At 62.4% G+C, this 13,892-nt stretch carries 11 protein-coding genes and 1 pseudogene; 10 read left to right on the forward strand and 2 right to left on the reverse strand.

Annotated features, from left to right (window positions below):
- Positions 1-54: 54 nt before the first annotated feature.
- Genes ACOI7Z_RS07895 through ACOI7Z_RS07910 form a run of 4 tightly spaced genes read left to right on the forward strand, consistent with a single transcriptional unit; the run spans position 55 to position 4,180 of the window.
- Positions 55-1,539 (forward strand): FAD-dependent oxidoreductase, encoded by a 1,485-nt coding sequence (locus tag ACOI7Z_RS07895; protein ID WP_087849860.1) that lies wholly within the window; start codon positions 55-57, stop codon positions 1,537-1,539.
- 2 nt (positions 1,540-1,541) lie between these two features.
- Positions 1,542-2,747 (forward strand): acetyl-CoA C-acyltransferase, encoded by a 1,206-nt coding sequence (locus ACOI7Z_RS07900; protein ID WP_087849861.1) that lies wholly within the window; start codon positions 1,542-1,544, stop codon positions 2,745-2,747.
- A 13-nt stretch (positions 2,748-2,760) separates the two neighbouring features.
- Positions 2,761-3,546, forward strand: coding sequence for an AfsA-related hotdog domain-containing protein (locus ACOI7Z_RS07905; protein ID WP_023289476.1), 786 nt, complete (start codon positions 2,761-2,763; stop codon positions 3,544-3,546).
- On the forward strand, positions 3,527-4,180 hold the full coding sequence (locus tag ACOI7Z_RS07910; RefSeq protein ID WP_087849862.1) for an HAD family hydrolase: 654 nt from the start codon (positions 3,527-3,529) through the stop codon (positions 4,178-4,180). The genes ACOI7Z_RS07905 and ACOI7Z_RS07910 overlap by 20 nt, the downstream gene beginning before the upstream one ends.
- A gap of 62 nt (positions 4,181-4,242) precedes the next feature.
- Here the strand turns inward: ACOI7Z_RS07910 and ACOI7Z_RS07915 are convergent, their stop codons facing one another.
- Entirely contained in the window at positions 4,243-5,517 is a 1,275-nt protein-coding gene (locus ACOI7Z_RS07915) for a Glu/Leu/Phe/Val family dehydrogenase (protein WP_023289478.1), read from the reverse strand.
- A gap of 212 nt (positions 5,518-5,729) precedes the next feature.
- Positions 5,730-5,876: pseudogene (locus ACOI7Z_RS07920) on the reverse strand (hypothetical protein).
- A gap of 169 nt (positions 5,877-6,045) precedes the next feature.
- Between ACOI7Z_RS07920 and ACOI7Z_RS07925 the strand changes: the two are divergent.
- From ACOI7Z_RS07925 to ACOI7Z_RS07950, 6 genes are read left to right on the forward strand one after another with little or no spacing between them, the layout of a single operon-like run.
- On the forward strand, positions 6,046-7,251 hold the full coding sequence (locus ACOI7Z_RS07925; protein WP_023289479.1) for a bifunctional succinylornithine transaminase/acetylornithine transaminase: 1,206 nt from the start codon (positions 6,046-6,048) through the stop codon (positions 7,249-7,251).
- Between the two features lie 18 nt (positions 7,252-7,269).
- Positions 7,270-8,292: an arginine N-succinyltransferase gene (gene astA / locus ACOI7Z_RS07930; RefSeq protein ID WP_420702129.1), complete on the forward strand. Its 1,023-nt coding sequence runs from the start codon at positions 7,270-7,272 to the stop codon at positions 8,290-8,292.
- Positions 8,283-9,749: a succinylglutamate-semialdehyde dehydrogenase gene (gene astD, locus ACOI7Z_RS07935; protein ID WP_086075404.1), complete on the forward strand. Its 1,467-nt coding sequence runs from the start codon at positions 8,283-8,285 to the stop codon at positions 9,747-9,749. Before astA ends, astD begins: the two co-directional genes overlap by 10 nt.
- Positions 9,750-9,770: 21 nt before the next feature.
- Positions 9,771-11,111 carry an N-succinylarginine dihydrolase gene (gene astB, locus ACOI7Z_RS07940; RefSeq protein ID WP_087849863.1) on the forward strand — a complete coding sequence of 447 codons (1,341 nt, stop codon included), beginning with the start codon at positions 9,771-9,773 and terminating at the stop codon, positions 11,109-11,111.
- 10 nt (positions 11,112-11,121) lie between these two features.
- A complete protein-coding gene (astE, locus tag ACOI7Z_RS07945) occupies positions 11,122-12,117 on the forward strand; it encodes a succinylglutamate desuccinylase (RefSeq protein WP_087849864.1) in 996 nt (331 codons plus the stop codon).
- Between the two features lie 9 nt (positions 12,118-12,126).
- Complete coding sequence (locus tag ACOI7Z_RS07950) at positions 12,127-13,557, forward strand: amino acid permease (RefSeq protein ID WP_032452677.1); 1,431 nt, start codon at positions 12,127-12,129, stop codon at positions 13,555-13,557.
- Positions 13,558-13,892: the final 335 nt, after the last annotated feature.

Below are 13,892 nucleotides of genomic sequence, written 5' to 3' on the forward strand. Positions count from 1 at the left end.
TACACCCAGGCAACACGCGTATGCCCCGCACGGGGCATACAGAGAGGCTCGATCGTGAAAAAAGTACTCATTGTTGGCGCCGGCCCGGTAGGGTTAATCATTGGCTGCTATCTGAATAAGTATGGAATTGATTTTGATATCATTGATAAAAATACCCACAGTACCACCTGGTCCAAAGCGCTGAGCGTCAGTCCGGCGACCATTAAAGCCTTCCACGGCTTAGGCCTTGCCGGGGAACTGATCGCCCAGGGAAAGCAGGTTCAGTCAGTCTACGCTTACTATAAAAACCGCAAATTTCTGCATATCGATAACCGCCGACTCGCCACCTGCTACCCCTTCCATGTCAGTATCCCGCAGCCGCGGACGGAGAAGATCCTCGAAACGGCGTTGGCCGACGCCGGGCGGGAGGTCAAACGTGGGCACCAGCTGGTCTCCTGGCGCCGGGAGGGGGAACGCTATCACGTCTCCCTGCTCGACGATGCCCGCCGGGCCTGTTCCGCCGCTTATGACTATATTATCGGCGCCGACGGCGCGGCCAGCACCGTCCGCGAGCTGGCCGGGATCGGCTTTAGCGGTCATGACTATCCGCTGCATTTTGTGATGGCGGACGTGCAATTCGACCGCGCGGCGGCGCTCCCGGGAACCTCCTACCATATTGATGAGCAGGGCTTTTTGATTTTCCTGCCCATGCCAGACAATCAGGTCAGGATCGTGATTAAAAAAGCCGGGCGCCTGCCGACGCCGCGTCCGGTGCCGGACCTGCAGGAGATCAACGTCGCGCTGGCGCGCTACTGCCCTCAGGTGCCGCCGGCGCAGACGCTCACCTGGTCTTCCAGCGCCAATTTCTATAACCGCATCGCCGATGACAATCTGCAGCATCATATTATGCTGGCGGGAGATGCCTTCCACCTGTTCAGTCCCATTGGCGGGCAGGGGATGAACACCGGCGTCCAGGATGCGGTGAACCTCGCCTGGAAGCTGGCTTTCTATCTGCACGGCGTGGCCACTGACCGACTGCCGGCGTCCTATCGCGCCCAGCGCTTCGCGGCGGTGAGCGGCGTGCTTCGCTCCACCGATCGCGATACCGGCCTGATTGCCGGTCTGGTGCCGAGAAATCATATCGACGGGGTCTACTTTCCGGAGTTCTGCAACCGTCACTACTATCGTCACCAGCTGCCGCTGCAGTACGCCGGTTTCACCGCAACGCAGGCGCAGCACCCGGACGGCCTGGCAGGGCACCATGTTCCCTGGTACGTTTTTGCCTCGCCGCAGGCGATGTTTCGCAACAGCTATGACGTCTTCGCCAGCGGTAAGGTGGTGATCTTTTCCGCCCGCGCCGCTTGTCCTCCTATGTCCCGCCTGAAGCAGGCCGGCTGGTTTATATTCTGCCCCCTCGAACCGGCGGACGAGGCGTTTCTCGAAGCGCTACAGATCGGCCCAGATGACTATGCGGTGGTCAATCCCGATGGCTATGTGGGCTTTACCGGCAGCGAAGCCGGGACACGGCAGTATCTTTCCTCGCTCTACGTAATGGAATAATCATGAACAAAGTCTATATCGTCGCGGCCTGCCGTACGCCGGTGGGGCGCTTTCTTGGCGCCCTGAAAACGGTCTCCGCGGTGGAGCTGGCCGCGCTCACCGTCAGGCACAACCTGCAGCAGGCTGGCATTGACCCGGCGTGGATCGATGAGGTGATCTGCGGCTGCGTCCTTGCCGCCGGGCAGGGGATGGGACCGGCGCGTCAGGTTGCGCTGCGGGCGGGGATCCCGGTGCAAAAGCCGGCTTACACCCTGAATATGATCTGCGGTAGCGGCATGAAAAGCCTGACCGAAGGGGCGATCCATATCCAGAGCGGTTATGCCGACCTGGTGGTCGCCGGCGGAATGGAAAATATGAGTCAGGCGCCGTTTTTGCTGCGGGGAGAGATAAGGGGCGGGATGAAATTCGGCGCGTTCAGCAGTGAGGATGTGATCCAGCGCGACGGATTAACCGATCCGCTGCTGCAGATCCCGATGGGGGAAACGGCGGAGGCCATCGCCGCGCAGGAGCAGATCTCGCGCGCGGCGCAGGACCAATATGCCCTGGAGAGCCATCACAAAGCCTCCGCCGCCAGCCGCGCCGGCTATTTTGCCGATGAGATGGTGCCGGTGACGGTCAGCGCGAAGTGGGGCGTCAGCACGGTCCGCGAGGATGAGCCGATCCGCCATGATCTTAGCGCCGAGCAGCTGGCGGCGTTGAAACCGGCCTTTCGCGCTGACGGCAGCGTCACGGCGGGCAATGCCTCCGGGCTGAACGATGGCGCCGCGTCGGTGATCCTCGCGTCGGCGCGTGCCGTTGCCCGCTATGGCCTGCAGCCGCTGGCGGAGATTGTCTCCTTTGGCGAGGGCGGCGTCGACCCGTCCATGATGGGGCTTGGCCCGCTGCCGGCAATAGCGTGCGCCCTGCGCCGCGGGCGTTTTCAGCTCAGCGATATGGCCCGGCTGGAGATCAACGAAGCCTTTGCCGCGCAGGTGCTGGGGGTGGTCAAGGGACTGGCCAGAGCGCATCAGATGACGGAGGAGGAGATTGCTTCCCGGCTGAACGTCCACGGCGGCGCGATCGCTCTCGGCCACCCGCTGGGCAGTTCCGGGACGCGGATTGTGGTCAGCCTGGTGCACGCGCTGCGCCGGGAGAATCAACCGACCGGCCTGGCGTCGCTGTGCATCGGCGGCGGGATGGGGATTGCGTTACTGGTGAAAACGATCTGAGGAGACAAGCGCCATGGAAAAATTAATTGTGGTGGGTGAGAAATTTACCGATTTTGCCCGGCGGCATGAGAATGTGCTGACGGTGAATGAGTTTGAGCGGTTTGTCTGGAGCGGCGAGCTGGCTGGCGTCGATAAAATCGTTATCGGTCAGGGGGTACAGCTCGACGACATCTCCCGCACCATCTGCATTATTCGTCAGCACTACCCGGACACAATGCGCCAGATCGTCAATCTGCAGGATCTCTATTATCAAAACAATCGCGATCATCAGCGGCTGGTACATAAACGTAAAAAAGCGAATATCCTCATCACCTCGCCGGAAAAACGCGATGAGGATAGCTATTGCGCGCGCCTGATCCTGCAGGATGCCTCGGAGCTGCTCTGCGACCACCAGACCGGGCAACATATTCAGGGGATGGTGCTGATCGAGGCGGCGCGGCAGACCATCATCGCCACCACGGAAAAATTCCTGCTGGCGGAGGCCGGCGTGGCGATGGCGGAGAAGTACTTTACCCTGAGCTCGCTGCAGGTGGCCTTTTCCTGCTTTGTTTTTCCGCTGCCGGTGACCATTGTCCTCAACGTGGTGTCGCGCAAAAGTTCAGCCCATGGCCGCTTTACCTGTGAATGCTCGGTGGGGTTTGACCAGACCGGCACCCGCAAAGCGGAAGTTGGCTTTAGCTTCAGCGTCTATGACCTTAACTACATCACTCGCAAAGAGTGCGAGCAGGCGGCGCAGTGCCATCAACATTATCTGGTCAGTATTGAGCAGGGGGACGGGGATGAGCATCGCCTTTTTTGATGTGGATGAAACGCTGATTACCGGCAAAAGTATGTTCCTGTTTCTGCACCGCTATGCCGCGGAATATCCGCTGCAGTGCGGTTTGACGGCCGCGGCGATTGTCCGGCAGCTGCAGGCGCTCAGCGAAGCGGGTCAGCCGCGGGAGGCGATAAACCGCTACTATTACTCGCTGTTTCGCCACGAGTCGCGCCCCCGGGTGCGGGCGGTCGCCGAGAGCCTGTATCGCGAAGGCGGATATGGTTTTCACCGCGAGGTGGTGGCGCGCCTCAGGCAGCACCAGGCGCGGGGGGATGACGTGGTGTTTGTCTCCGGGTCGATGACCGACATTCTCTGGCCGGCGATGGCGGCGCTGGGGGTGGAGCATGCCCTGTGCTCAGAGCCGGTCGTGGTGGATGACCGCTATACCGGCGAGCTCTGGCGGACCGCCATCGGCGAACACAAGGCGGCGCATGCCCAATGCTATGCGCAGGAACAGGGCCAGCCGCTGGCGGCATGCTACGCCTTCGGCGATCATATCTCGGATCTGCCGCTGCTCGCCGCGGTCGGCCACCCCTGCGCGGTGAATCCCTCTCCGGGGCTGCTGGCGGAGGCGCAGCGTCGGGGATGGCCAGTGCTGTGGTCCACCGGCGGCTGACGGCGCGACGGCAAAAAAAAGGGGCGGCGCAATGCCACCCCTGATTCGCTCCCTGACGGGGATCAGCCCGGGTAGATGCCGCGGTCTTTACGCGCCATCAGGATGCGCTCGCAGGCCACGATATAGGCGGCGGTACGCAGGGTACATTCTTTCTCGGCCGCTTTATCGCAGACGTGAATAATGGCGTCGGTCATGATGCGGTCCATCTTGGCGTTGATCTCCTCTTCGCTCCAGAAGAAGCTGGCCATGTCCTGCACCCACTCAAAGTAGCTGACGGTCACCCCGCCGGCGTTGCAGATAACGTCCGGCACCACGATCACCCCGCGCTCGGCCAGCACATCGTCCGCTTCCGGATAGGTTGGGCCGTTAGCCCCTTCCAGCACCAGTTTGCAGCTCAGCTTCTCAGCGCGCTCGCGGGTGATTTGCCCTTCCAGCGCCGCCGGGATCAGGATGTCCATCGGGGTGGTCCAGAACGCCTCTTTATCGATCTCCTGGGCGCCCGGGAAACCGGCGATCTGCTTTTTCTCCGCCTGCCAGGCGGTGAGGGCGGCCATATCAATCCCGCCTTCGTTGTACAGGGTGGCGGTGTGATCCTGAATGACCACTACGCGGGCGCCGACGCCGGCGAACAGGCGCGCCGCTTCGCTACCGACGTTACCAAAGCCCTGCAGCGCCACTTTAGCGCCTTCAATTTCGATGCCGGCGCGACGGGCCACTTCCCGGCCGGTGACGAACACGCCGCGTCCGGTGGCTTTTTCACGACCGAGGGAGCCGCCGAGGTGGATCGGCTTGCCGGTGACCACGCCGGTGATGGTGGTGCCATGGTTCATGGAGTAGGTGTCCATCATCCACGCCATCACTTTGCCGTTGGTGCCAACGTCCGGCGCCGGAATATCTTTCTGCGGCCCGATGATAATGCCGATTTCGCTGGTATAGCGGCGAGTCAGGCGTTCCAGTTCACCTTCCGACAGCGAGAAGGGGTCGACGCGGATGCCGCCTTTGGCCCCGCCGTAAGGAATATTGACCGCGGCGCACTTAATGGTCATCCAGGCAGAAAGTGCCATGACTTCGTTAAGATCAACATCAGGATGGTAGCGAACACCACCTTTACCCGGCCCACGCGAAAGATTGTGCTGAACGCGATAGCCCTCGAAGTGGCGAATGGTGCCGTCGTCCATCTGCACAGGGATGTCGACGATCAGCGCACGCTTCGGATGGCGCAGGGTTTCCACCCAGTAGGCAAGATCGCCGAGATAAGGCGCGACACGGTCGATCTGGCGCAGGTAGGTGGTCCATGGAGATGTACTACTTTCAGATGCGTAAGATAACTTTTCCATAAGAGTCCTGTTTCTCAGTGTTATTTATGTCGTGTAAAACCGTGGAATAGCTACAGCAGTAAACTCTGTGCAATGAATGGTATCACCAATTTTATAAAGCGGTATTTGACGGCAATTCCGATTTTTAAATTTTTGTTAGAAATTTTATTTTTTAAGTGAATAACTACGCACGAGAACCACCCGCAAGCTGTGCATTTTAATTCACTTTTTATTCACTTAAGTGCATAAGAAAATATTTTTTCTATGTTTTTCATTATCTTGATGATCTTCAAAAAGTGAATAAATTGCGTTTCCCCATATTGACAATCTTATTGTTCACAGGCCAGCATTAGCCCACACAACAACATGGCGTTAACCATGAATTAACAAATACCCGTAAAAATAATAGGGCTTAACTTTTCTGTGGTGAATATTTTTACCATCGCAGCGGGCGCGCTCGTGCCCAAAATAAGCCGAGGGTCAGGGTTAATGTCGATTGTCCAACGCGGCGGGAGCGTTTTCCGTCGTCTTACGTTCCGGAGATGAATGATGTCAGGCAGTATGACTCGCGAAGATTTTGACGCTTACCTGGTTCCCTGTTTTGCCCCCGCGCCGTTTATTCCGGTGAGGGCGGCGGGCTCCCGCGTCTGGGACCAGCAGGGGAAAGAGTATATCGATATGGCCGGCGGCATCGCAGTGAACGCCCTCGGCCATGCCCACCCGGCGCTGGCTGAGGCCCTGCAGGGTCAGCTGGCGAAACTGTGGCATATCGGCAATGGCTATACCAACGAACCGGTGCTGCAGCTGGCGAAAACCCTGGTGCAGTCCACCTTTGCCGACAAGGTGTTCTTCTGCAACTCCGGCGCTGAAGCGAATGAGGCGGCCCTTAAGCTGGCGCGGAAATATGCCCACGATAAGTTCGGCGGTGAAAAAAGCGAAATCATCGCCTTCAACCACGCCTTCCATGGCCGCACGCTGTTCACCGTCTCCGTCGGCGGCCAGCCGAAATATTCCAGCGATTATGCGCCGCTGCCGCAGGGCATTACCCATCTGCCCTATAACGATATCGAGGCGGTCACCGCGGCGATCTCCTCACGTACCTGCGCGGTGATCGTCGAGCCGATTATCGGCGAAGGCGGGGTGATCCCGGCGGACCCGGCGTTCCTCCAGGCGCTGCGCGCCCTCTGCGATCGCCATCACGCCACCCTGATATTCGATGAGGTGCAGACCGGCGCCGGGCGTACCGGCCATCTCTACGCCTACCAGCATTACAACGTCGTCCCGGACATCCTCACCAGCGCCAAAGGGCTGGGGGGCGGCTTCCCGATCGGCGCGATGCTGGCGAAAGAGGCCTGGGCGCAGGTCTTCCAGCCAGGCACCCATGGCACCACCTTCGGCGGTAACCCGCTGGCGGCGACCGTCGCCAACGCCGTGCTGGCCCATCTGGATGCGCCGCTGCTGGCGGGGGTCGGCGAGCGCCATGCGCTGATCGTCGACCAGCTGAATGCCCTCTCTGCCCGCTACGATGCGTTCAGCGCCGTGCGCGGCGCCGGTCTGCTGATCGGCGCCGAGCTGGCCGGACCGCTGCGCGGGAAGGCCAAAACCCTGACCAACCTGGCGGCGGAAGAGGGGGTGATCGCCCTGATTGCCGGTCCGGACGTGCTGCGCTTCGCGCCGGCGCTCAATATCCCGCTGGCGGATATTGCGCAAGCCTTCGTGCGCCTTGATCGCGCCGTTGCCCGCTTAACCCGCTAACCGGGAGGACGGCCTGTGATGCTATTTCGTCCCGTAAGGGAAAACGATCTTGACGACATCGTCCGCCTTGCCGCGCGGGCGGGGGTCGGCATGACCTCTTTACCCCATGATGCCGGGCGCCTGGCCGCCCGGATACGCCGCAGCATTGACACCTTCGCCGGCGCGCTGCCGCGCGGCCAGCAAGGCTTTCTGTTTGTGCTGGAAGACACCGCGCTGGAGCGGGTGGTGGGGGTCAGCGCCATTGAGGTGGCGGTGGGCCTGGACGAGCCGTTTTACAATTTTCGCATTCAGAAAACGGTTCGCGCCTCGAAAGCGCTGGGAGTCTATAAGCCTCAGGAGCTGCTCAATCTGAGCTATGACCACACCGGTCACAGCGAGCTGTGTACGCTGTTTCTCGACCCCGGGTATCAGCGCAACCGCAACGGTCTGCTGCTCTCCAAGGCGCGGTTTTTGTTTATCGCCGCCTTCCGCGAGTGGTTTTCGCCGCACCTGTTTGCCGAACTGCGCGGCTGCAGCGATGAGCAAGGGCAGTCGCCGTTCTGGGATGCGCTGGGCCATCACTTCTTCGAGATCCCGTTCGCCGATGCCGACCGGCTGACCGGCACCGGCATGAAAACCTTTATTGCCGAGCTGATGCCGGCGTACCCGATCTATATCTCGCTGCTGCCGGAGAATGCCCGTCGGGTCATCGGTCAGGTGCATCCCAACACCGCCCCGGCGCGGGCGATCCTCGAGAAAGAGGGGTTCAGCTGGCGCGGCTCGGTGGATATTTTCGATGCCGGTCCGGTGCTGGAGGCGGAGACCGATCAGATCCGCGCCGTGCGCGACTGCCAGTGCCTGCCGGCTCAGCAGCTGACGGGCACGCTGTCGGCGCCGACCCTGGTCGCCAACGGTCAGTTCGACAATTTTCGGGCGCTGCTGGTGGCCCACGAAGAGCAGGTCTCACTGGACGCCGCCGCGCTGGATGCGCTGCAGGTCACTGAAACCGACCGCGTTTACACGGTAACCCTGAACCCAGAGGAAAACAGATCATGGCGGTAAAAGCACAGTTCATAGCCGGGCAGTGGCAGCCGGGCAGCGGCGCTACGATGAGTAAACTGGCCCCGGAGGATCAATCTCTGCTGTGGCAGGCGGCCAGCGCGGGGGCCGACGACGTCCAGGCGGCCTGTGCCGCGGCGCGGGCGGCGTTTTATCCCTGGTCGCACCGCCCGCTGGCCGAGCGTATTGACGTCGTCCAGCGTTTCGCCGCGCTGCTGGAGACGCACAAAGAGGCGCTGGCGACCCTGATTTCCCGGGAGACCAGCAAGCCGCTGTGGGAGACCCGCACCGAAGTGCAGGCGATGATCGGCAAAGCCGCCATCTCCGTCGAGGCCTATCACCAGCGGACAGGCTTTCACGAGTCGACCCTGCCGGACGGTAAAGCGCAGCTGCGCCATAAGCCGCACGGCGTGATGGCGGTCTTCGGTCCCTACAACTTCCCGGGCCATCTGCCCAACGGGCATATCATTCCGGCGCTGATCGCCGGTAACACCGTGGTATTTAAACCCAGCGAGCTGACGCCGGCCACTGCGGAACTGACGGTCCAGCTGTGGCAGCAGGCGGGCGTCCCCGACGGGGTGATTAACCTGCTGCAGGGCGGGAAAGCCACCGGCCAGGCGCTGCTGGAAAACCGCGATATCGACGGCGTACTGTTCACCGGCAGCGCGGCGGCGGGTTTCCACTTCCATCGCTACTTCGGCGGTCAGCCGGAGAAGATGCTGGCCCTCGAGATGGGCGGCAACAACGCGCTGATTGTGGCCGACGTGGCCGATGTCGATGCGGCGCTGCATGTGATTATCCAGTCGGCGTTTATCTCCGCCGGACAGCGCTGCACCTGCGCGCGCCGGCTGATCGTTCAGCGCGGCGAGCAGGGGGATGCGCTGCTGCGGCGACTGGTGGAGGCCAGCGCGCAGATCCGCGCCGGGAAATGGGATGACCAGCCGGCGCCGTTTATGGGCGGGGTGATTTCCCTTGAGGCGGCGCAGAACATGCTGGCGGCGCAGCAGAAACTGGAGGCGCTCGGCGGCAAGGTGCTGCTGCGCATGCGCCAGCCCGACCCGCACTCCACGGTGCTGACCCCGGGGATCATCGACGTCACCGGTATCGACGTGCCGGATGAAGAGTACTTTGGTCCGCTGCTGACGGTTATCCGTTACGACGACTTCCCGGAGGCGATTCGCCTCGCCAACCAGACCCGCTATGGCCTGGCCGTGGGGCTGATCTCCAGCGATGCGGCGCAGTTTGACCAGCTGGCGGACGAGGCGCGAGCCGGGATCGTCAACTGGAACAAGCCGCTGACCGGCGCTTCCAGTAAAGCGCCGTTTGGCGGGGTGGGCGCCTCCGGCAACCACCGGGCGGCAGCGTGGTACGCCGCCGATTACTGTGCCTGGCCGATGGCCTCTCTGGTCAGCGACACGCTGACGCTTCCGGCGAACGTATCGCCGGGCCTGCCATTCTGATAACGGATCCTGTGAGGACATATGTCTGGTTTTGAAGCTAACTTTGATGGCCTGGTCGGCCCGACGCACCACTACGCCGGACTCTCCGTCGGCAATGAAGCCTCGCAAAATAACCGCGATGGTCTCTCTAACCCTAAAAAGGCGGCGCTGCAGGGGCTGTATAAAATGAAAGCCCTGGCCGACCGCGGATTCGTGCAGGGGATCCTGCCGCCGCAGCCGCGGCCGAACCTGCGCCTGCTGCGCGACCTGGGATTCGAGGGTAGCGATGAGCAGGTCATCCGCCAGGCGGCCCAGGCGGCGCCGCAGCTGCTTTCCGCCTTCAGCTCCGCCTCGTCGATGTGGACCGCCAACGCGGCGACCGTTTCGCCGTCGGCGGACAGCGCCGATGGCAAAGTCCATTTCACTGTCGCCAACCTGAACAATAAGCTGCACCGCATGCAGGAGGCGCCCACCACCTCGGCGATCCTGCGCGCCACCTTCGCCGATCCGCGCTACTTCGCCCATCACGCGGCGCTGCCGCAGCATGGCGACCTCGGCGACGAAGGGGCGGCCAACCATAACCGCTTCTGCCGGGAGTACGATCGTCAGGGCGTGCAGCTGTTTGTCTACGGTCGACGCGCCAGCGGCGGCATCGCCCCGGTGAAGTATCCGGCGCGGCAGACCCTGGAGGCCAGCGAAGCGGTGGCCCGTCTGCACCAGCTGGATCCGCGCTATACGGTGTTTGCCCAGCAGGCGCCGCAGGCTATCGATCGCGGCGTGTTTCATAACGACGTTATCGCGGTCAGCAATCGCCATGTGCTGTTCCACCATCAGCAGGCGTTTGTCGATCAGTCGACAGTATTGGCGACGCTGCGGGCAAAAAGCGACCGTCTCGATATCCCGTTTGCCAGCGTGGAAGTGCCGGACGAGCGGGTGTCGCTCGATGACGCCGTGGCCTCCTATCTGTTCAACAGCCAACTGCTGAGCAAACCCGACGGCAAGATGCTGATCGTGGTGCCAGAGGAGTGCCGGCAGCGGGAAAACGTCTGGCGCTACCTGGGCGACCTGGCGGCCGAGAGTGCCTCGCCGATCGATGAAGTGGCGGTTTTTGACCTGCGGGAAAGCATGCGCAACGGCGGCGGCCCGGCCTGCCTGCGGCTGCGGGTGGTGCTCAACGAGGCGGAGCGCGACGCGGTCAACGCCCACAGCCTGATGAACGACGAGCGTTACCAGCAGCTGACGGCGTGGGTGGAAAAACACTACCGTGACCGGCTGCACGCCCGCGATCTGGCGGACCCGCAGCTGCTGCGCGAGGTTTATCAGGCGCTGGATGAGCTGACGCAGATCCTGCGTCTGGGCCCTGTCTATGATTTTCAGCGTTAAGGAGCGGCAGATGGAGCGTCTGGTTAACGATTTACTGCACTGCCGCCTGCAGGAGTGGACCTTTCCGGCGGACATCGAGGCCCGCTGGCTGGGCGAGGGCATCCTGCAGCTGCTGCCGTCCACGCCGTGGCGTCTGGCGACGATCCTCTCCGCTGGCGTCCATGGCAATGAGACCGCGCCGACCGAGCTGCTGCTGCAGCTGACCCACGATCTGAGCCAGGGGCGGCAGCCGCTCACCCAGGCGCTGCTGATCGTCTTTGGTAACCTGCCGGCGATCCGCGCCGCGCGTCGCTATCTGCACAACGACCTCAATCGCCTGTTCGGCGGCCGCCATCTGGCGGTCTCCCCGGGCAATGAGTCGCGGCGGGCTTTTGCCCTCGAGCAGGCGGTGCAAGCCTTCTATCGCGCCGCCGACGCGGCGGGGCCGGTCAGCCGCAGCCATCTCGATATGCATACCGCCATTCGCGGGTCGCTGTATCGCCAGTTTGCGTTGCTCCCGGCCCACGCGGAGGATTTTTCGCCCGGCTTCTACCAGCTGCTGCAGGCCAGCGGGATGGACGCCATCGTGCGCCATACCGAAGCGGGCGGCACCTTCACTCATTTCACCTGCGAAAAGTTCGCCGCGCAAAGCGCCACCCTTGAGCTGGGAAAAGTGATGCCGTTCGGCGCCAACGATCTCAGCCTGTTCGCCGCCGCCGACGCGGCGATCCGGGCCTGGATTTCTGACGCGCCGCTGCCCACGCGCGACAAAGCGCCGGTGGATTACTTCCTGGTCGAGGAGAGCATCATCAAGCGCGAAGGGGAATTTACGCTCAATCTGGCGGCCAACGTCGAGAACTTCACCGCGCTCCCGGCAGGGTATGAGATCGCCCGCCAGGCAGAGAAACGGTGGGTGGTGCAGGCCCGGGCCCCCTATATCCTCTTTCCCAATGCCGGGGTCGCCACCGGCCAGCGCGCCGGGCTGCTGCTCCGCGCCGCGGCGCTTCGCCTCCCGCAACCAGCCTGAGGAAACACCATGACTGAACATCAACATCAGGCGCCATCTGCCGCCGGAGGTGAAGGCGCGTCACAGCTTAAGCGCGGGCTTGGCGCCCGCCATATCCAGATGATCGCCCTCGGCGGCGCCATCGGCACCGGGCTGTTTATGGGGGCGGGGCGCAACATCGCCGTCGCCGGCACCTCGATTCTGGTTATCTATGTGCTGGTCGGGTTCTTTACCTATATGGTGATGCGGGCGATGGGGGAGCTGCTGCTCACCCGCCATGACTACCGCTCGTTTGCCGACTTTGTCGGCGAGTATCTCGGACCGCAGGCCAGCTTTTATCTCGGCTGGACCTACTGGCTGAGCTGGGTGGTGACCTGTATCGCCGACGTGGTGGTGTGCGGGAGCTATATGCAGTACTGGTTCCCCGAGCTGTCGGCGTGGATGCCGGCCCTCAGCATGCTGGCTATCCTGTTCCTGCTCAACCTGCTGTCGGTGAAAATGTTTGGCGAGGCGGAGTTCTGGTTCGCCCTGATCAAGGTGATCACCATTATCGCCCTGATCGCCACCGGCGGCTGGATGATTGCCACCGGCTGGACCTCTCCGGACGGCGTGACGGCTTCTCTGAGCCATCTCACCGACCCGACGGCCTTTATGCCTCACGGTATCACCGGCTTTTTCGCCGGCTTCCAGATAGCGATCTTCTCCTTTACCGGCATTGAACTGCTGGGGACGATGACGGCGGAGACCCGTGATCCACAGCGCATTTTGCCCAAGGCGATCAATGCCCTGCCGCTGCGGATTATCATCTTCTATCTGCTGTCGATGGTGGTGATCATCGCTGTCGCCTCCTGGCCGGGAGTGTCGGCGGAGACCAGCCCCTTCGTGACGCTGTTTGCCAAAGCCGGGCTGCCCGCGGCGGCGGCGGTGATTAACTTCGTGGCGCTGACCTCGGCGATGTCCTCGGCCAACAGCGGGGTCTTCTCCAGCACCCGCATGCTGTACGGCCTGTCGGTGGAGAAGCATGCGCACTGGCAGTTCCGCATTCTGTCGCGCAGCACCCGCATCCCGGTGCGCAGCCTGCTGTTTTCCTGCTTCTGTATGCTGATCGGTACGCTGCTGCTGTTCCTGGTGCCGAATGTGATGACCCTGTTTACCATCGTCTCGACCCTGGCGGCGATTATGGTGGTGTTCAGCTGGGGGATGATCCTCGTGGCGTATCTGGTTTATCGCCGTCAGCGTCCGGACCTGCACGCCGGTTCGATCTTTAAGATGCCCTTTGGCGTGGCGATGAGCTGGGTGAGCCTGCTGTTCTTCGCGTTCGCCATCTTCATCATGATCTTTGACCCGGACACGCTGCTGGCGCTGCTGGCTTCTCCGCTGTGGTTTATCGCGCTGTGGGCCTTCTGGAAGCTGAAGCAGCGGCGCGAGGGGCAGCTTCAGCTGGACAATCAGAGCGCCTGACACCCGCCGGCCCTGGCGGCCGGCTACAACTCGTCTTAGCCGTTGTTCTCGTTTGTCTGGCCGGTGGCGGCTGGCGCCTTACCGGGCCTGGATGCTTACCGGGCCCGGAAGGGTGCAGTTTCACCCGCGGTATGATCCCCCCTGTAGGCCCGCGCAAGCGCAGCGCCGCCGGGCGGGATAGTCGGCTTCGCAGCAGCTTTACTGCCCGGTGGCGGCTGGCGCCTTACCGGGCCTACTGTCTTACTGAGCCTGGGATGAGCGGTTTCCCACGTGGCGCGATCTCCCTGTAGGCCCGCGCAAGCGCAGCGCCGCCGGGCGGGATACTCGGCTCCGCA

The sequence above is a fragment of the Klebsiella sp. C283 genome (assembly GCF_048822555.1).
Taxonomy (GTDB): domain Bacteria; phylum Pseudomonadota; class Gammaproteobacteria; order Enterobacterales; family Enterobacteriaceae; genus Klebsiella; species Klebsiella quasipneumoniae.

Excerpts from the sequence above, each read along its gene's own strand:
- ACOI7Z_RS07915 (WP_023289478.1), bottom strand. The coding sequence starts at position 5,517 with ATGGAAAAGTTATCTTACGCATCTGAAAGTAGTACATCTCCATGGACC.
- astB (WP_087849863.1), top strand. The coding sequence starts at position 9,771 with ATGTCTGGTTTTGAAGCTAACTTTGATGGCCTGGTCGGCCCGACGCAC.
- ACOI7Z_RS07900 (WP_087849861.1), top strand. The coding sequence starts at position 1,542 with ATGAACAAAGTCTATATCGTCGCGGCCTGCCGTACGCCGGTGGGGCGC.
- astA (WP_420702129.1), top strand. The coding sequence starts at position 7,270 with ATGCTATTTCGTCCCGTAAGGGAAAACGATCTTGACGACATCGTCCGC.
- ACOI7Z_RS07905 (WP_023289476.1), top strand. The coding sequence starts at position 2,761 with ATGGAAAAATTAATTGTGGTGGGTGAGAAATTTACCGATTTTGCCCGG.
- astE (WP_087849864.1), top strand. The coding sequence starts at position 11,122 with ATGGAGCGTCTGGTTAACGATTTACTGCACTGCCGCCTGCAGGAGTGG.
- ACOI7Z_RS07925 (WP_023289479.1), top strand. The coding sequence starts at position 6,046 with ATGTCAGGCAGTATGACTCGCGAAGATTTTGACGCTTACCTGGTTCCC.
- ACOI7Z_RS07950 (WP_032452677.1), top strand. The coding sequence starts at position 12,127 with ATGACTGAACATCAACATCAGGCGCCATCTGCCGCCGGAGGTGAAGGC.
- ACOI7Z_RS07910 (WP_087849862.1), top strand. The coding sequence starts at position 3,527 with ATGAGCATCGCCTTTTTTGATGTGGATGAAACGCTGATTACCGGCAAA.
- astD (WP_086075404.1), top strand. The coding sequence starts at position 8,283 with ATGGCGGTAAAAGCACAGTTCATAGCCGGGCAGTGGCAGCCGGGCAGC.